The 16,477-nt window shown below is 67.0% G+C and carries 19 protein-coding genes; 6 read left to right on the forward strand and 13 right to left on the reverse strand.

The genetic code is table 11. The annotated features are described in order from the left end of the window. Positions 1 to 20: 20 nt before the first annotated feature. The 3 genes from LJF27_RS23390 (at position 21) to LJF27_RS23400 (ending at position 2,303) form a co-directional block, all read left to right on the forward strand. Positions 21 to 827 carry an ABC transporter substrate-binding protein gene (locus tag LJF27_RS23390; RefSeq protein WP_003089047.1) on the forward strand — a complete coding sequence of 269 codons (807 nt, stop codon included), beginning with the start codon at positions 21 to 23 and terminating at the stop codon, positions 825 to 827. Between the two features lie 80 nt (positions 828 to 907). Next, positions 908 to 1,624 carry an amino acid ABC transporter permease gene (locus LJF27_RS23395; RefSeq protein ID WP_003162806.1) on the forward strand — a complete coding sequence of 239 codons (717 nt, stop codon included), beginning with the start codon at positions 908 to 910 and terminating at the stop codon, positions 1,622 to 1,624. Position 1,625: 1 nt separating this feature from the next. Continuing rightward, positions 1,626 to 2,303, forward strand: coding sequence for an amino acid ABC transporter permease (locus LJF27_RS23400; RefSeq protein ID WP_003113694.1), 678 nt, complete (start codon positions 1,626 to 1,628; stop codon positions 2,301 to 2,303). 15 nt (positions 2,304 to 2,318) lie between these two features. Here the strand turns inward: LJF27_RS23400 and LJF27_RS23405 are convergent, their stop codons facing one another. The 9 genes from LJF27_RS23405 to hcnA all read right to left on the reverse strand — a co-directional run bounded on the left by LJF27_RS23405 (position 2,319) and on the right by hcnA (position 11,100). Then, complete coding sequence (locus tag LJF27_RS23405; protein ID WP_003113693.1) at positions 2,319 to 3,203, reverse strand: DUF1911 domain-containing protein; 885 nt, start codon at positions 3,201 to 3,203, stop codon at positions 2,319 to 2,321. Positions 3,204 to 3,327: 124 nt separating this feature from the next. Next, complete coding sequence (locus LJF27_RS23410) at positions 3,328 to 4,923, reverse strand: EAL domain-containing protein (RefSeq protein WP_023116561.1); 1,596 nt, start codon at positions 4,921 to 4,923, stop codon at positions 3,328 to 3,330. Positions 4,924 to 5,010: 87 nt separating this feature from the next. Beyond that, positions 5,011 to 5,886 (reverse strand): NAD(P)-dependent oxidoreductase, encoded by an 876-nt coding sequence (locus LJF27_RS23415; protein ID WP_003113691.1) that lies wholly within the window; start codon positions 5,884 to 5,886, stop codon positions 5,011 to 5,013. A gap of 5 nt (positions 5,887 to 5,891) precedes the next feature. Beyond that, positions 5,892 to 6,236, reverse strand: a complete 345-nt coding sequence (locus tag LJF27_RS23420) for a putative quinol monooxygenase (RefSeq protein WP_003113690.1) — start codon at positions 6,234 to 6,236, stop codon at positions 5,892 to 5,894. Further along, positions 6,233 to 7,270: an NADP-dependent oxidoreductase gene (locus LJF27_RS23425; RefSeq protein WP_003113689.1), complete on the reverse strand. Its 1,038-nt coding sequence runs from the start codon at positions 7,268 to 7,270 to the stop codon at positions 6,233 to 6,235. Before LJF27_RS23425 ends, LJF27_RS23420 begins: the two co-directional genes overlap by 4 nt. 130 nt (positions 7,271 to 7,400) lie before the next feature. After that, a complete protein-coding gene (locus LJF27_RS23430; RefSeq protein ID WP_023116562.1) occupies positions 7,401 to 7,985 on the reverse strand; it encodes a TetR/AcrR family transcriptional regulator in 585 nt (194 codons plus the stop codon). Positions 7,986 to 8,138: 153 nt separating this feature from the next. Next, positions 8,139 to 9,392, reverse strand: coding sequence for a cyanide-forming glycine dehydrogenase subunit HcnC (gene hcnC, locus LJF27_RS23435; RefSeq protein ID WP_023116563.1), 1,254 nt, complete (start codon positions 9,390 to 9,392; stop codon positions 8,139 to 8,141). Between the two features lie 2 nt (positions 9,393 to 9,394). Then, positions 9,395 to 10,789 (reverse strand): cyanide-forming glycine dehydrogenase subunit HcnB, encoded by a 1,395-nt coding sequence (gene hcnB, locus LJF27_RS23440; RefSeq protein ID WP_003089027.1) that lies wholly within the window; start codon positions 10,787 to 10,789, stop codon positions 9,395 to 9,397. Then, positions 10,786 to 11,100: a cyanide-forming glycine dehydrogenase subunit HcnA gene (hcnA, locus tag LJF27_RS23445; protein ID WP_003113684.1), complete on the reverse strand. Its 315-nt coding sequence runs from the start codon at positions 11,098 to 11,100 to the stop codon at positions 10,786 to 10,788. Before hcnA ends, hcnB begins: the two co-directional genes overlap by 4 nt. Positions 11,101 to 11,297: 197 nt before the next feature. Here hcnA and LJF27_RS30485 point away from each other — a divergent pair, with 197 nt between their 5' ends. Next, positions 11,298 to 11,564, forward strand: a complete 267-nt coding sequence (locus LJF27_RS30485) for an alpha-amylase family glycosyl hydrolase (RefSeq protein WP_003147575.1) — start codon at positions 11,298 to 11,300, stop codon at positions 11,562 to 11,564. On the opposite strand, the gene LJF27_RS23455 is transcribed toward LJF27_RS30485, so the two are convergent. After that, positions 11,524 to 11,937: a CBS domain-containing protein gene (locus LJF27_RS23455; RefSeq protein ID WP_003089022.1), complete on the reverse strand. Its 414-nt coding sequence runs from the start codon at positions 11,935 to 11,937 to the stop codon at positions 11,524 to 11,526. The two genes, LJF27_RS30485 and LJF27_RS23455, sit on opposite strands and share 41 nt — an antisense overlap. 228 nt (positions 11,938 to 12,165) lie before the next feature. Between LJF27_RS23455 and exoY the strand changes: the two genes are divergently transcribed. Further along, positions 12,166 to 13,302 carry a type III secretion system adenylate cyclase effector ExoY gene (gene exoY / locus LJF27_RS23460; RefSeq protein ID WP_003115517.1) on the forward strand — a complete coding sequence of 379 codons (1,137 nt, stop codon included), beginning with the start codon at positions 12,166 to 12,168 and terminating at the stop codon, positions 13,300 to 13,302. Positions 13,303 to 13,464: 162 nt separating this feature from the next. Here exoY and LJF27_RS23465 read toward each other — a convergent pair whose 3' ends face one another. Further along, entirely contained in the window at positions 13,465 to 13,809 is a 345-nt protein-coding gene (locus LJF27_RS23465) for a general stress protein (RefSeq protein WP_003113680.1), read from the reverse strand. Positions 13,810 to 13,984: 175 nt separating this feature from the next. Continuing rightward, entirely contained in the window at positions 13,985 to 14,539 is a 555-nt protein-coding gene (locus tag LJF27_RS23470) for a ClpP family protease (protein ID WP_003113679.1), read from the reverse strand. A gap of 259 nt (positions 14,540 to 14,798) precedes the next feature. Here LJF27_RS23470 and LJF27_RS23475 point away from each other — a divergent pair, with 259 nt between their 5' ends. Next, a complete protein-coding gene (locus LJF27_RS23475; protein WP_003120175.1) occupies positions 14,799 to 15,965 on the forward strand; it encodes a zinc-dependent alcohol dehydrogenase in 1,167 nt (388 codons plus the stop codon). 19 nt (positions 15,966 to 15,984) lie between these two features. Here the strand turns inward: LJF27_RS23475 and LJF27_RS23480 are convergent, their stop codons facing one another. Beyond that, a complete protein-coding gene (locus LJF27_RS23480) occupies positions 15,985 to 16,410 on the reverse strand; it encodes a low affinity iron permease family protein (RefSeq protein WP_003116972.1) in 426 nt (141 codons plus the stop codon). Positions 16,411 to 16,477 lie beyond the last annotated feature (67 nt).

Consider the following 16,477-nt stretch of genomic DNA (forward strand, 5'->3'; position numbering starts at 1 on the left):
GACAAGGAGCTGGAACTTTCATGAAGAAACTCCCCGCCATCACCGCCCTCGCCCTCGCCCTGATCTCCGGCCTGGCCCAGGCCGACCGCCTGGAGGACATCCGCAAGGCCGGCGTATTGCGCGTCGCGTCCTTCGACAGCAACCCGCCGTTCGGTTTCGTCGACGCCAAGAGCAAGCAGATCGAAGGCCTCGACGTCGACTATGCCAAGGCCCTGGCCGACAAGCTGGGCGTCCGGCTGCAAGTGCTGCCGACCAACCCGGCCAACCGCATCCCGCTGCTGACGGCGAACAAGGTCGACCTGGTCCTGGCCAACTTCACCATCACCCCGGAGCGTGCGCAGCAGGTGGACTTCAGCATCCCCTACTTCTCCTCCGGCCAGCAGTTCATCGTCAAGAAAGGCACCCTGACCTCGCCGGAAGTCCTCAACAAGTGGCGGGTCGGCGTGGACAAGGGCACGGTCAACGAAGGCGTGCTGCGCGAGAAGTTCCCCGGCGCCAAGGTCATCGCCTACGACGACACGCCCTTCGCTTTCACCGCCCTGCGCAACGGCCAGGTCCAGGCCATCACCCAGGACGGTCCGAAGCTGATCGGCCTGCTGGCCAACGTGCCCGACCGCGACAAGTACGAAGTGCCGCCCTTCACCATTTCCAACGACCTGATCGGCGTCGGTATTCCCAAGGGCGAGAAGGCCCTGACCGAGTTCGTCGACAAGAGCCTGCGCGAGCTGGAGCAGGACGGCCAGGCGCAGAAGATCTACGACACCTGGTTCGGTCCGCAGACCAAGACCCCGCTGGCGCGCCTGTACAAGATCGGCGACAAGAGCTGAGCGGCCCGCTTCGCCCGCACGACCCGCGCGCCTCACTTCGCTGAGGCGCGTTTTTCGTTCTACCCGACGGAATCCCGCACATGTTCGGCGAACTTCTCGCCCCGCAGTACCTGCGCTGGTTGCTCGACGGCTTCCTGCTGACCCTCGGTCTTGCCCTGCTCAGTTGCCTGCTCGCCACCCTGATCGGCGCCCCCCTGGCCATCGCCCGGCTGTCGCGCCGGCACCTGCTGTCCTGGCCGGCGCGCGCCTACCTGGCGCTGTTCCGCAATACCCCGCTGCTGGTGCAGCTGTTCTTCTGGTACTTCGGCGTTCCCGCGCTGCTGCCGGAGGCGCTGGTGAGCTGGCTGAACACGCCGCACGAGACGCCCTTGCTCGACTGGCCGTCCTTCGAGTTCCTCGCCGGTGCCTGGGGGCTGACCCTCTATACCTCGGCTTTCGTCGCCGAGGAGTTCCGCGCCGGCATCGCCTCGGTACGCCCCGAGCAGCGCGCCGCCGGCCTCGCCCTGGGGCTGACCCAGCGCCAGGTATGGCGCGTGGTGGTGCTGCCGCAGGCCCTGCGCACGGCCCTGCCGCCGCTGCTCGGGCAGTACATGAATGCGCTGAAGAACTCCTCGCTGGCGATGGCCATCGGCCTGGCCGAGCTGTCCTACGCTTCGCGCCAGGTGGAAACCGAGACCTTCAAGACCTTCCAGGCCTTCGGCATCGCCACCCTCCTCTACATCGGCGCCATCGCCCTGATCGAAGCCTTCGGCCAGGCGTTGCAGCAGACCCGCCGCTACCGCCAGGGAGGTGCCTGAGATGGATTTCTCGGTCATCTCGGACAACCTGTCCTACCTGCTGCTCGGCGCCTACCCGGACGGCCCGCTCGGCGGAGCGGCGCTGACCCTGCTGCTGGCGTCGCTCTCCGGACTGGCTTCGGCGGTACTCGGCCTGGTCCTCGGCGTGGCCCTCGCGGTGCTGCCCGGCAAGCCGCGCCTGCTGCTGGTGGCGCTGCTCGGCTTCTTCCGCGCGATCCCGGTGCTGATGCTGATCTTCTGGACCTACTTCCTGCTGCCGATCGTCTTCCATGTCGACGTACCGGCGCTGGCCACCGTGGTCTGCGCGCTGTCGCTGATCGGCGGCGCCTACCTCGCCCACTCGGTGTACGCCGGCATCCACAGCCTCCCCGCCGGGCAGTGGGCGGCCGCCCGCGCGCTCGGACTGCGGCCGTGGCAGGTATTGCGCCTGGTGATCCTGCCGCAGGCGCTGCCGGTGATGCTGCCATCCTTCCTCAACCAGTGGGTGTCGCTGATCAAGGACACTTCCCTGGCCTACGTGATCGGCGTCGGCGAGCTGTCCTTCGTCGCCACCCAGGTGAGCAACCGGGTGATGGTCCACCCGACGGAGATCTTCCTGTTCGTCGCCCTGCTCTACTTCCTGCTCTGCACCAGCCTCGACCTGGCCGCCGCGTTCCTCGCCCGCCGCCGGCGGGCCTGAGCGGCGGCCGGTGGCTCAGGCGTCGCCGCGCGCCCGCGCGTAGTCGACCAGGTCGCCGAGGTAATGCGGCGAGGCGCGCAGGACGCCATCGTCCCAGCCGTAGAGCACGCCCAGCGCCGACACCTCCATGGCCCACCAGCCCCAGGCGTAGGGGCCGGTCAGGCGGCGGGTCTTCTTCTGCGCCTTGGGGGAAAGCTGGAAGAACTCCCGGTACTGGCTTTGCAGGTAAGGCGCCAGCGCCTGGGCGTCGCTGCCGTCCGCCTCTTCGAAGAACGCCCGCAACTGCCCGAACGGCCGTGGATGGAAGGTTTCCTCGCTGGCGGAAGTCAGGCCGAGGGCGGCCGCGCCGAGATAGTCGAGCAGGCGGTCGGTATCGAACTGCAGGACCTCCTCGACCAGCGCCGGGATGAGCTCCTGGGCGTCGAGCAGCACGCCCATGGCGAGCAGTTGCAGCGCGAACGGATACTGGCCTGTGCGCGGCGCCAGGGCCGGCGCCGTCTCGAAGTCGACCTCGCCCTGCTCGCGCAGGCTGTCGCGGGCGGCGCCGAGCAGCCGGCTGTAGTCCAGCCACAGCGCGGCGGTCTCCAGGTAGATGGAGCGCAGTTCGGCGCCGGCCAGGCCCCGGTCGATGGCCTTGAGCAGCAGCGTACTGGCGTTTTCCGCGGCCTGGCCCCAGGCCCAGGCGTTTTCCAGGGCTGCGTGCCCTTGCGCGGCGAACGGCTGGCGATAGCCGTGGCTCCGGGAAAACCTGTCGAGCGCGGCGATCAGTTCGCGCCAGTCGGCTTTCCAGTCGGCGAGGTCGATGTTCCTTCGCGGCGCCCGGTCGGTGCGGGCCAGGTTGCGCCATAGCGGCAGGGCTTCGGCGAGTCGGTTGTCCAGGGTGAGGGGGAATGCGTGCATGGCGGCCTGTGGTGATCGCGGCCGTTTCCGGCCGTTCCGTGCGATCCGGAGTGCGGCCGTCCAGGCCGCATCCGGTATGGACGGCCGATGCTAGCGCAGCGTGGTGCCCCGCGGAAGGTCTGTTCTAGCGGCCCGCCGGCTGGTTCCGGTAGTAGTCGAGGAAGGCCTCCAGCGGCAGTGCCTTGCCGAAATGCCAGCCCTGGCCGAGGGCCTCGGGCGAGCGGCGCAGCACGTGGTCGGCCTGGGCCTGTGTCTCGATCCCTTCGACGACCACGCCGATCTCCAGGTGCTCGGCCATCGAGCAGAGCTTGTCGAAGATCAGTTCGACGGCGCTGCTGTCGCCGATGGACTGAGTGAAGACCTTGTCGATCTTGATCGCGTCTACCGGCAGGTTGGCCAGGTAGACCAGGTTCGAATGACCGGTGCCGAAATCGTCCACGTAGATCTTCAGGCCGAGTTCGCGCAGGCGGTTCATCCCGGCCAGCAGGCAGCCCTGGGCCTCGGTGGTGCGCTCGGTCAGTTCCAGCGCGACCTGTTCCGGGCGCACGCTTTCCCTGGCCATCTGGCGCATGGCGAAATCGATGAAACCGGGGTCGGCGATGTCCTTGCCGGTGACGTTGACGCTGACGTAGAAGCTCCGCTGCTCCCTCAGCAACGGCCCGAGCTGCTTCAGGGCGCGGCGGAAGACGAAACGGGTCAGCAGTTCGATGTCGCCGCTCTCCTCCAGGGCGCCGATGAAGACATCCGGGGAAACCCGCCCCAGGCTGCTATCGGTCCAGCGCGCCAGGGCCTCGACCCCGGCGCAGCGGCCGCTGGCCAGGCGCACGATGGGCTGGTAGTGCACCTCCAGGGCCTCGCGCTTCAACGCGCGCAGCAGCCTGGCCGGCAGTTTTTCGTCGTTGAGGAAGCCGAACAGGTAGCTGAGCAGCAGCATGACGCCGAACAACAGCCCGCCGCCGATCGCCGCGGCCATGGCCGCGCGTCCGGGCTCGGTGCCAAGCAGGCCGCGTTCGCGGAGAAGGGAGACCACGCAGATGTCCTGCGTCGGGTCGCACAGGCTTATCTGCCGGGCGCCGATGAAGCGCGGCCAGCCGGGCCGGCCGAGCGCCTCGAGGGGCTGATCGTCGTCCCAGGCGAAACGGTGGTAGATGTAGTCGCCGCCACTGCTGACGGCCGCCGCCGAGATGCCCGGGGCCGGGTGGTCGACATCGAAATAGGCATGCGGGGCAATGAATACGACGGCGTTGCCGCGACTGACCAACCCGGTGGGCAGCGCCTGCAACGGCAGGGGCATGCCCTCCGACCAGAAGCGGGTGCCGGCGGCATCTACCCGGTCGGGCGCGGACAATCCCCAGGGCGCGCGCAGCCGGCCCCGGACGCCCGTGCACATGACCCGGTCGCCGCTGATCCTGCCAACGTCGCTCATGAAGCGCGACTCGAGCACGATGGAACGCAGCATTTCCAGATCCCGGTCGCTGCAGGCCGGCGCGCTGCCGGCGTTCATCTCGCGGAGCATCTGGTCCGCCGCGGAGGAAATCTCCAGTGCCCGCTCCAGCGCCCTCTCGGTGTACGAGCGCAGGTGCGCGCCGTCGTGCTGGCGATCCAGTTCGTTGATGACGAAGATCCCACAGATACCGCCCACCAGGGTGGTGGTGAGCAGTATCGGCAGGATGCGTCGCCAGTTGATCCGGCCTTCTGCAGCCGTTCCACGCTCGGACATACCTTCTTCCGCCTAATGAATCCATGGAAAGCACGCCAGATTGCCGAACAGCTTCACGGGCCCTGCCGGGCCGTGCGCAGAACCTTTTCAGATTTGTCCCGATCGTGACAACGCTACCTTCGCCAGCGCCGTCCAGTCCGATTCCCCGTCGCCATGGGCGATGGCTTCGAGCAACACGTCGTGCAACAGGCTGGCCAGCGGCAGCGGCACGTTGTGGCGCTTGCCGGCGGACAGCGCCAGGTCGACATCCTTCAACCCGAGGACCAGGCGGAACCTGGCCGGGGTGAAACGCTGCTCGACGATCTGCGGGCCGTAGTTGCGATAGACAGGCGCATCGAAAAGCGTCGAGGACATGAGCTCCATGAACCGGCCGGGCTCGACGCCCAGGCGCTTCACCAGGGCGACGCTTTCGCCCATGCTTTCGATGGCGCTGGCGATCATGAAGTTACCAGAGATCTTCACCGCCATTGCCCCGCGCGGGTCTTTTCCGAAAAACCATGTCTTCTGTCCCATAATTTCCAGCAGCGCCTTGACTTGCTCGATGGCTTCCTCCGGACCGCCGACGACGATGTTCAGCTTGCCGGCCTCCGCCACGTCGGTGCGGCCGAACACCGGCGCGGCGACGAACGCGAGGCCCTGGCGCTGGTGCGCCTGGTCGAGCGCCTCGACGCAATCGAGCGACAGGGTCGACATGCTCAGGTGGATGAGACCCGGCCTCGCCCGTTCGAGCGCGCCGCTGTCGAGCAGCACGCCGCGAATCGCCTGGTCGTCCGCCAGCATGCTGATGACCACGTCGAGGCCGAACAGCTCGCCGACCTCCTCCGCCCTGGCAGCGCCCAGCGCCACCAGGGGCTCGCAGGCCGCCGCGGAACGGTTCCACACCGTCACTTCGAGCCCCGCCTGCACCAGGCGGGTGGCCATGGCGGCGCCCATGCCGCCCAGGCCCAGAAATCCGACTTTCATCCGTTTCACTCCTCGTGGGGTCTTGTAGGTTCCGGATCTACCGGAGACAGGCTGGCCGCTGGCAGTTCCTCGAGGAGGAACACCTGGCGGTCCGCCAGGAGATCGGCGACGGCATCGGCCATCGCCCTGTAGTGCGGCATCCGTCGGTGCCGCTCGATGGCGTCGCGGTCGGCCCAGCGCTCGACGAAGACGAAGCGCCCGGCCTCGTCGAGGCTCCGGTGCAGGACATAGGACAGGCAGCCGTCCTCGGCCCGCGACGGCTGCACGCAGGCCAGCAGCAGCCGCTCGACCTCCGCCGCCCTGCCCTCGCGCGCCTGCAACAGCGCTACCACACGGACCGCCTGGTTCATGCGTCGGCTCCGACGCGCACCACCAGCTTGCCGAAATTGCGTCCCTGGAGCAGGCCGAAGAAGGCCTCGGGGGCATTCTCCAGGCCGTCGACCCGCTCTTCGCGGTACTGGATGAGGCCGTCGGCGAACCACTTCGACATGTCGCGCTGGAATTCATCGTAGCGATGGCCGTAGTCGTCGAAGATGATGAAGCCCTGCACCTTGATGCGCTTGCGCAGGATCGTGCCCATCAGCGCCGGCAAGCGGTCCGGCCCGGGTGGCAGCTCGGTGTCGTTGTAGTGGGCGACGATGCCGCAGACCGGGATCCGGGCCTTGGCGTTGAGCAGCGGGAAGACGGCGTCGAAGACCTTGCCGCCGACGTTCTCGTAATAGATGTCGATGCCGTCCGGGCAGGCCTCGGCCAGTCGTTCGGCGAAGTCCGCGGCATGGTGGTCGAGGCAGGCATCGAAGCCGAGCACCTGCACGGCGTGGCGGCATTTTTCCGCACCGCCGGCGACGCCGACCACTCGGCAGCCCTTGAGCTTGCCGATCTGTCCGACGGTGGCGCCGACCGGCCCGGTGGCGGCGGCCACCACCAGGGTCTCGCCGGCCTGGGGCTTGCCGATGTCGAGCAGGCCCATGTAGGCGGTGAAGCCGGGCATGCCGAGCAGACCCAGGGCGTAGGACGGATGCTCCGGCGACTCGCCCAGGCGCGCCAGGCCGCTGCCGTCGGATAGCGCGTAGTCCTGCCAGCCGTTGGCCGAGAGCACCCAATCGCCGACCTTGAACCCGGGATGGTTCGAGGCTTCCACCCGGCTGACCGTGCCGCCGACCATGACCGCGCCGAGTTCCACCGGCGGCGCGTAGGACGGCGCGTCGCTCATCCGTCCGCGCATGTAGGGATCGAGCGACAGGTAGACGGTGCGCAGCAGCACCTGGCCCGCGCCGGGCTCAGGAAGCGGAACCTGCTCGATGCGGAAGTTATCCCGGGTCGGGGCGCCGTGGGGGCGCGAGGCGAGGACGATGCGGCGGTTGACCTGCGTGGATTGGGACATTTCCAGACTCCTCTGTCTGACGAATGTGGCGAACGGCTCATACCGTGCGCCGGGCGAATTAGACCAGTCAACTACTGACGGGTCGAAAAAATACCCGCCTCTCGCGGGGCGGGTATTTCCTGGCGGTACCTCAGATTTCCAACAGGCTGCGGGAGGTCTGCATGGCTGTCTCCAGCGGTCCCGGGCTGCGGTGCAGCTTGCTCAGCAGGCTCGCGCCGAGCCACAACTGGTACAGCGCGCTGGCCATGTGCCGGGCATCGCAGGGCGCGAGGGAGCCGTCGTCGCGGCCCTGCCCGAGGCAGCCGACCAGGCGTTCGATGATCCCGTCGGAGCCGTCGCGCAGGGTGATGCGCATGCTTTCCGAAAGGTCCGCGACCTCGGCGCTGAGCTTGACCACCAGGCAGCGCTGCTCGTCGCAGGGCGGGCAGGCGTTGTCCAGCCACTTCTGCCAGTAGCTCATCAGTCGTTCACGGGCATTCAGCCCTGGCGCGGAGAAGCGTTGGTCCATGTCCGCCAGGTAGATGCGGAAGTAGTCCTCCAGCAGGGCCTGGCCGAACTGTTCCTTGGATTTGAAGTAATGGTAGAACGAGCCCTTGGGAACGCCCGCGCTCTGCAGGATTTCGTTGAGGCCGACTCCGGAGAAGCCTTTGACCGCCATGATCCGGTATCCGGTATCGAGCAGATGCTGGCGGGTGTCGTCGTAGCTGGTTTTCATGGGGCGCACGTTAGCTTGAATTAGACCAGTCGTCTAGAAACAATTCGAAGCCATGAGTATAGCGCCGACGGCAACTGCGCCGCTGTCGGGAACCGTGCGGAACGGACGCCGGTCCGGCGCCCGCCCCGCTCCGCGGATTTACCCCTCGCGGACCTAGCAGGCCGCGACCGCCACGGCGGCAGGCTCCGGCTGGAAGCGCGCGGCGAGGAACGGCGCGATGTCCAGCGGCAGCGTCTCTTCGTGGACCAGCCGGTCGAGCAGCACCCCGGTGATCGCCGACGTGAGGATGCCGGTGCGGAAATGCCCGCAGGCATTCAGGTAGCCCTCCACTTCAGCCACCGGACCGAGAATCGGCAGTTCGTCCGGCGAGCCCGGGCGCAGGCCGGCCCAGGTGCGCTTGAGGTTGATCTGTTGCAGCTCCGGCACGCAACGCACCGCGCCCTGCACCAGGCCGGCGATTTCCGGGAAGGTGTTGCTGACGTCGAAGCCCTTGTCCTCGGTGGTGCTGCCGATCAGGATCTCGCCATTGTCCTTCTGCGCCATGTAGCAGTCGCTGGTGGTCAGGCAACCGTTCAGCAGTCGTGGCATGCGCTCGGTGAGGACGATCTGGCCCTTCACCGGCTTCACCGGGATGCGCCGGCCGGTGGCCATTTCGCTGAGCTCCGCGGCCCAGGCGCCGGCGGCGTTGATCAGGGTCCGGCAATGCAGCACCCCGGCATTGTCCATGCGCACCCCGCTGATCCGCCGGCCCTGGCGCAGCACGCCGGTGACGTTGGTTCCCGGCAACAGCTCGACGCCGTTCTGGCGCGCCGCCTCCAGGTAGGCGTCGGCCAGGCGGAACGGGCTGACCTGGTGGTCGCAGAGGAATTCCAGCGCGCCGTGGGCCGCGTGGCTGACCGCCGGCTCGGCACGACGCAGTTCCTCGCGGTCCAGCCAGCGCACCTGCTCGGCCAGATGCGGGATCTGCGCCACGATGTGCTCGGCGTACTGGCGATCCTCGTCGTCCTGGATCACGTATTTCAGCCCGGTGCGCTCGAACTTGAAGTCCATCCCGTGGCGTTCGATCAGTTCTCGGTGCAGTTCCGGGTACAGCGCGTTGGATTGCAGGGCGAGGTCGAAGAACGCCGGCGGCAGGATGTGCGGCGTGCTCGCGTCCACCGCCACCGCCGCGCCCTGGGCCTCGCGCCGGTTGCGGGAGGACATCATGCGGAAGAAGATCACCCCGCAGCCCAGTCCCACCGATTCGCCGATGGCCCAGAGGCCGCCGGCCGAGGCGCGGGTGGCGTTGCCCGGTCGCTTGTCGTCGACCACGGCGATGCGCAGGTTGCCGCGCCTGGACAGTTGGTAGGCGCAGGACGCGCCGATCACGCCGCCGCCGGCAATCACGATGTCATAGGTTCTGTTCATGTTCAGGCTTCCGTACCGAGGTTCTGGAATGCGGAAAACGGGATCGGATCGATCGGGAAACGCGGCCGCAGCCAGCCGACGTCGTGGCGTCCGGTGGCGCGGCGCAGGCGATCGCTGCAGTAGCCGATGCACATCCGCCCCTGGCAGTCGCCCATGCCGGCGCGGGTGCGCATCTTCAGCCCGGCGATGTCCTGCACGCCCTGTTCGAGCGCGCGCTCGATGTCGCCACGGGTGACCTGTTCGCAGCGGCAGATCACCGTATCGGCCCGCGCCAGTTCGACCTGGCGGGCGCCGCGCTGGGTGTAGCGCTCGACTCCGGCGCGGAAGCGCTTGATCGCCTCCAGGCGGGCGAGATGGGATTCTCGGCGTTCGATGGCCTCGGCGGGCGCGATGGCCTCGCGTTGCAGGAGGATCGACAAGGCCGCGATGCGCCCGCCGATCATCGCCGCCTCGCCGCCGCGGATACCCGCCATGTCGCCGGCCAGGTGGATGTGCGGTTGGCTGCTCTGCTGCCAGACGTTGCATTCCGCGCGCAGGTATCCGTCGTCGCTGAAGCCGTGCTCCAGACCCAACTGCTGGCTGAGCTGGGTGCGTGGGATGAAGCCATAGCCGACCGCCAGGGTGCTGGCCTTCACCGGTCGCGCGTTTTCCAGGTCGGGCCGCCACTCTTCGTCGTAGGGCGCTACCGTCACTTCCGTCAGTTCCCCCTCGCCGCTGGCCTCCACCACGCCCCAGCCATAGTGCAGCGGAATGCCGTTGAGCTTGAGATAGCCGAGCATGCTCAGGCCGTCGAGGAACAGTTGCGGCTTGTTCAGCAGCGCCAGGCTTTCCCTGGCCATGCGGCCGAACGCGCAGGCCTCGTAGACCCCGGCGACACGTACCCCGGCCGCATGCAGCTGGCAGGCCACCAGTGGCAGCAGCGGGCCGCTGCCGGCGATCAGGGTATCGCCCAGGGGCTTCACCACGCCGCTCTTGATCTGCAATTGCAGGCCGCCGAGGAGCATCACCCCGGGCAGGGTCCAGCCGGGGAACGGCACGCTGCGCTCATGGCAGCCGGTGGCCAGGAGCAGGTGCGAATACTCCACCTCGTGCAGCCGTTCCGCCTCGTCGAGGACCATCAGGCGCTGGCCGTCGCCACCGACCACGCGGCTGTTCAGGCGCAGGTCGATGTGCCCGGCGCAGGCGGAGAAATCGCGCCGCAGTTTTTCCAGCATCCGGGTGTAGCGCGCGCCGAGGTAGGCCGGATCGACGCCGGCCCGCAAGGGGCCGCGATAGACCACCCCGCCGGGACGCGAGGCCTCGTCGAAGAGGACGCAGGGGACCCCGCGCCTGGCCAGCTCGATGGCTGCGGCCATGCCGGCCGAGCCGCCGCCGACGATCACCGGGCGCAGGTTCATGGCCGTTCCTCCTGGTCGAAGCGGTTGCTTTCGGTTTCCACCCGCATGCCCGGCCGGACGACGGTCTGGCAGGCGCGGCGCTTGGGCCGGCCGTCGATGGCGACCAGGCAGCAGTGGCATACGCCCATGCCGCAGAAGGCGCCGCTGGCCTGGCCATGGTCGTTGCGCGCGAGCCGGCGCAGGCCCACGGCATTGAGCACGTTGAGCACGGTCTCACCGGCAGCCGCCGCGACGGGCTGGCCATTGAGGTGGATGGTCATGTCTGCCCGCGAGAGGGGCTGGATATCGTGTTGACGTTCAAGAAGGTGCATTGCCCTTTCATCCGTGAGAGAGAGTCGGGAGCCGGCGACACTAGGAGTCGGGCCGGGCGCGGACATTGATCCATGACAGGTGGGTATCTTCCCCTGCCAATTCTGGTAGGTGGGGTGCAGGCGTTCACGCGGAAAAGTCGAACCCGCGCCTACCCCAGGGTGCCAAGCAGCAAAGCCGGCTCACCCGTGGAGGCCCCATGCTGCAATCCTTCCAGCCGCCCTGGTGGAAACGCGCGGTGATCTACCAGGTCTACCCGCGTTCGTTCACCGACAGCGACGGTGACCTGCCCGGCCTGGTCGCGCGCCTGGACCACCTGCGCCGCCTTGGCGGCGACGCCCTCTGGCCGTCACCGGTGTATCGCTCGCCCGACCCCGGCGCTGCCGCCGCAGATCGCCACCACCCGTCGTTCCGTCATGTCCGACTCAGTGCGCGCGGGCCACGCCGCGCAAGAGGTTGGCGCTGAGCTTGTCGGCGTTGCAGGTCGCGATGTTGGCCAGCGAGACGATGCCTACCAGGCGCTTGTTGCGATCCATTACCGGCAAGCGGCGCTTCTCCAGTTGCGCCATGTTCTTCGCCACATGGTCCACTTCCTCGTCCTCGAAGCAGTAGCGCAGTTCACCGCTCATCACCTCGCGCACCGGGCGGTCGGCTCCGAGTCCATCGGCGAGGCCGCGCACCGCCAGGTCGCGGTCGGTGACCACGCCGGTCAGGCGCTCGCCCTCGTTGACCAGCAAGGCGCCGATATCGGCTTGGCGCATCAGCAGCGCCGCCTCGCCGAGGGTGGTCTGGGGGGTGACGGTACGTACTTCGCGACTCATGATTTCCCGGACTTTCATCGTTCTGTCTCCTTCTTCCGGCGCGCCGTTTTCGGCGCGGCTCTCCCTGCTTGTGAATCGCCCGCATACGGGGAGTTCGAAGTTTCTTCCCGGCGTCGCAGCCATCTACCTAGCGCTCGCGCGGGCAGCGTGCGGAAAACAAAAAATTTGCCCGCGTTTTCTGATATCTCGCCGCTGCCCGGATTCTTATTCTCGACTCCTTCTTTGGCATATGCGGGAAAACGAACCATGCGTATCGACGGTCATCGTCAGGTGGTTTCTAACGCAACGGCACAGCCCGGACCGCTACTGCGCCCTGCGGATATGCAGGCACGGGCTCTACAGGACCTGTTCGATGCGCAGGGGGTGGGGGTTCCCGTCGAACATGCCTTGCGCATGCAGGCGGTGGCCAGGCAGACGAATACCGTCTTTGGCATTCGCCCGGTTGAAAGAATCGTCACCACGCTGATCGAAGAGGGTTTCCCGACCAAGGGCTTCTCGGTGAAGGGGAAAAGCTCGAACTGGGGTCCGCAGGCGGGGTTCATCTGTGTCGACCAGCATCTCAGCAAGCGGGAAGACCGCGACACGGCGGAAATACGCAAGCTGAACCTGGCTGTGGCGAAGGGAATGGATGGCGGAGCCTATACCCAGACCGACCTGCGGATCTCTCGGCAACGCCTTGCGGAGCTGGTGCGGAATTTCGGCTTGGTGGCAGACGGTGTCGGGCCGGTTCGCCTCCTGACCGCGCAGGGCCCCAGCGGCAAACGCTATGAGTTCGAAGCCCGCCAGGAGCCGGACGGTCTCTACAGGATCAGCCGCCTGGGGCGGTCGGAAGCGGTGCAGGTACTGGCCAGCCCGGCTTGCGGGCTGGCGATGACCGCCGATTATGACCTCTTCCTGGTAGCGCCCTCGATCGAGGCGCATGGCAGTGGTGGTCTCGATGCAAGAAGGAATACCGCGGTCAGATACACCCCCCTCGGTGCAAAGGATCCCCTGAGCGAGGACGGATTCTATGGCAGGGAGGATATGGCCAGGGGAAACATCACTCCGCGCACGCGGCAACTGGTGGACGCCCTCAATGACTGCCTGGGCCGGGGGGAGCACAGGGAGATGTTTCACCACAGCGACGATGCGGGCAACCCAGGCTCCCATATGGGTGACAACTTCCCGGCCACCTTCTACCTTCCCCGGGCCATGGAGCATCGGGTCGGAGAAGAGTCCGTTCGCTTCGACGAGGTCTGCGTGGTGGCGGATCGGAAGAGCTTTTCCTTGCTGGTCGAGTGCATCAAGGGCAACGGCTATCACTTCACCGCCCATCCCGACTGGAACGTGCCGCTGCGGCCCAGCTTCCAGGAGGCGCTCGACTTTTTCCAACGTAAGGTCTGATGCGCGAAGGTCGTTGGCAAAGCCCGCTTTCCCCGGCGGCATGGGCATCCTGCCGCCTGTTCGAACGGGACTTTCCGAAGCCCCGGACCGGCTCTCTTCGGCCGATGTGAAAACGGCGCATCCCGTTGGGGATGCGCCGTACGCTTCAGCGGTTCGGCACGGTCAGGACGAGCGTCCGCCGCCGTGGCTGTGCTGGCCACCCTTGCGTCCTGCCTCGGAGGCCTTTTCCCGATCGTTGGCGAAGTTCCCGCCGCTCTGCTGGCCGCCCTTGCGGCCCGCCTCGGCGGCTCTTTCCGGGTCATTGGCGAAATTGCCTCCGCTCTGCTGGCCACCCTTGCGCCCGGCTTCGGCGGCGCGCTGCGGGTCATTGGCGAAGTTGCCGCCGCTGGCCTGGCCACCCTTGTGGCCGATCTCCTGGTAGAACTCCTTGCCGTGGCTCCTGGAGGTAGCTGCGCCGCCTTTCTGCCCGGCTTCGCTGGTGCTCATGCCTTGTCGTTTGTCGGTCATGCTCGTGTCCTCCTCTCGAGGGTTGAAAGGGATGCGGCGTTTTTCGCCGCGTGCACTTACTCCGAAGGCTTGCGCGATGGATCGTTCAAACTCTTTGCGGGCGCCCTGGGACGAAAAAATCATTAGCCGATCCAAGGCCTTCCGCTTGCCGGAATATGCTGGGCGGCGCGGGAAACTAAGAATGGATACTCCACTGGCAGGCGGCAGCGGGTATAGGCGAATCGTCCACCGTATGGATCAGTCCGCAAGCCAGGGCGTCTTCCGGACCAAGGATGCGCGGATAGGCCATCAGGTAGCGCGGGATGTCCAGGCGTTCCGGCGCATCACGGGTGTTCTCGGCGACGATCCGGGCGTAAAGCTCCAGGTCGTAGTCGAGGCTCATCGCATATTCCGCCATCCGCGCATGGTCCACCGCGCCATGCAGGGTCCAGTGGAAAGGATGGAACAGGAACTTGCTGTGGGCACTGGCGCTGCGTCGCTCGCCGGCGAGGAACAGGATGTTGCCCATCGACTCGACGGTACCCAGGTTGTGGGTATGTATCGGCACCGGCAGCGCGCGCAGGAAGTTGTACAGGGTAAAGCCGTAGCTGCATTCCCCGCCCATGGTGGCGATGTTGATCCGCAACTCCTCGGCCTCCTGTTGCAGGACCTTGGCGCAAGTGTTGATCAGATTGCCGCAGGTGGACGAATTGATCGGCCCGGTGAAATGGATGATGTGCTGCTTGGACATGCTCGCCTCTCTTTCCGTATCGGTTCCTCGACGGTCTGCACGGGTTTCCCTACAGAGGATTGCCGTACGTCCGCCGTGAGCCATCGTCGCGACGAATGGCACCCAGGGAGCGAGGGCCTGCGTTCCTCGCCGGCCTCCACGACTCAACGTGGTGCAGTGGCCTCCGGGGGCCGGTATCGAGCGCCACCCATCCCGCCGAATGAACTCCGGTGCTGCTGCGCACGCCCCACCTGCACGACCCACAGCCAGGAGCAATGCCATGCGCGCCCTCACCTTCCACGGCAGCCACGATGTCCGTATCGATCGGGTTGCCGAACCGCGCCTGCAGGAACCCGACGACCTGCTGCTTCGCGTGACCGCCACCGCCATCTGCGGCTCCGACCTGCATCTCTACCGGGGCAAGATCCCGATGGTCGAGCAGGGCGACATCCTCGGCCACGAGTTCATGGGCGTCGTCGAGGAAGTCGGCTCGGCCGTGACCGCGGTGCGTCCGGGCGACCGGGTGGTGGTGCCCTTCGTCATCGCCTGCGGCGAGTGCTTCTTCTGCCGCCTGAACCTGCACGCCGCCTGCGAGACCACCAACCCGGGGCGCGGCGCGATCCTCAACAAGAAGCAGATTCCGCCGGGCGCGGCGCTCTATGGCTACAGCCACCTGTACGGCGGCGTGCCGGGTGGCCAGGCCGAATACGTTCGGGTGCCCAAGGCCAACAGCGGGCCTTTCGTGATTCCCGACGTAATGGAAGACGAACGCGTGCTGTTCCTCAGCGACATCCTCCCCACCGGCTACCAGGCGGTGCGCAATGCCGGCGTCCGCCAGGGCAGTAGCGTGGCGATCTACGGCGCCGGCCCGGTCGGCCTGATGGCCGCCGCCTGCGCGCGGATGTTGGGCGCCGAGCGGATCTTCATCGTCGACCACCATCCCTACCGGCTGGACTTCGCCGCGCGCACCTACGGTGCGATTCCCATCGACTTCGACCAGGAGGACGATCCCGCCGCGGCGATCATCGAGCGCACCGACGGGCACCGCGGCGTCGACGCGGTGATCGACGCGGTGGGCTTCGAGGCCAAGGGCAGCGTCACCGAAACCGTGCTCACCGCGCTCAAGCTCGAAGCCAGCAGCGGCAAGGCACTACGCCAGTGCATCGCGGCTGTCCGGCGGGGTGGCACAGTGAGCGTGCCGGGCGTGTATGCCGGCTTCATCCATGGCTTCCTGTTCGGCGATGCCTTCGACAAGGGCTTGACCTTCAAGATGGGCCAGACCCATGTACAGGCACTGCTGCCGGCCTTGCTCGAACACATCGGCAACGGCGACCTGCATCCCGAGGCGATCATCAGCCACCGCCTGCGTCTGGACGACGCACCGGAGGGCTACGCCCTGTTCGACGAAAAACGCGAGGATTGCCGCAAGGTCGTCCTGCGCCCATGAGCCATCGCGGCGCGGCGGTTCAGTCGGCGCGCCGTCGCTCCTCGCCGCATCCGCACTGGCGCTCTTCCTCGGCGGCGACGCTTTCCGGCGTCTCGCCGTCCTGCTCGCCCATGTGCTGGTAGCGCTGACGCAGTTCGCGAAGGGTATCGGCGTCCAGGTCGTCCAGACCGAGCAGCGCATTGTGGGCACGTCGGGTGCTGCGCAACAGTTCGTCGATCTTGATATGCAGCGCGTCGGTATCGCGGTTCTGGGTGTTCTGGATGAGGAAGACCATGAGGAAGGTGACAATGGTGGTCGAGGTATTGATCACCAGTTGCCAGGTATCGTTGAAGTCGAAGAACGGCCCGCTGATCGCCCACAACAGGATCAATCCGAGGGCAACGACGAAGGTTGGCGGGCGGCCGGCCCAGTTGGACAGGCGTTGGGCGAAACGGGAAAAACTCATGGCGGCGGACTCCCTGCTGCATTCTCCCTACTGATGACCGCCCGCCCCGCCGGGCTTTCCAACGACC

The organism is Pseudomonas sp. 203-8 (genome assembly GCF_020708595.1).
Classification (GTDB): domain Bacteria; phylum Pseudomonadota; class Gammaproteobacteria; order Pseudomonadales; family Pseudomonadaceae; genus Pseudomonas; species Pseudomonas aeruginosa.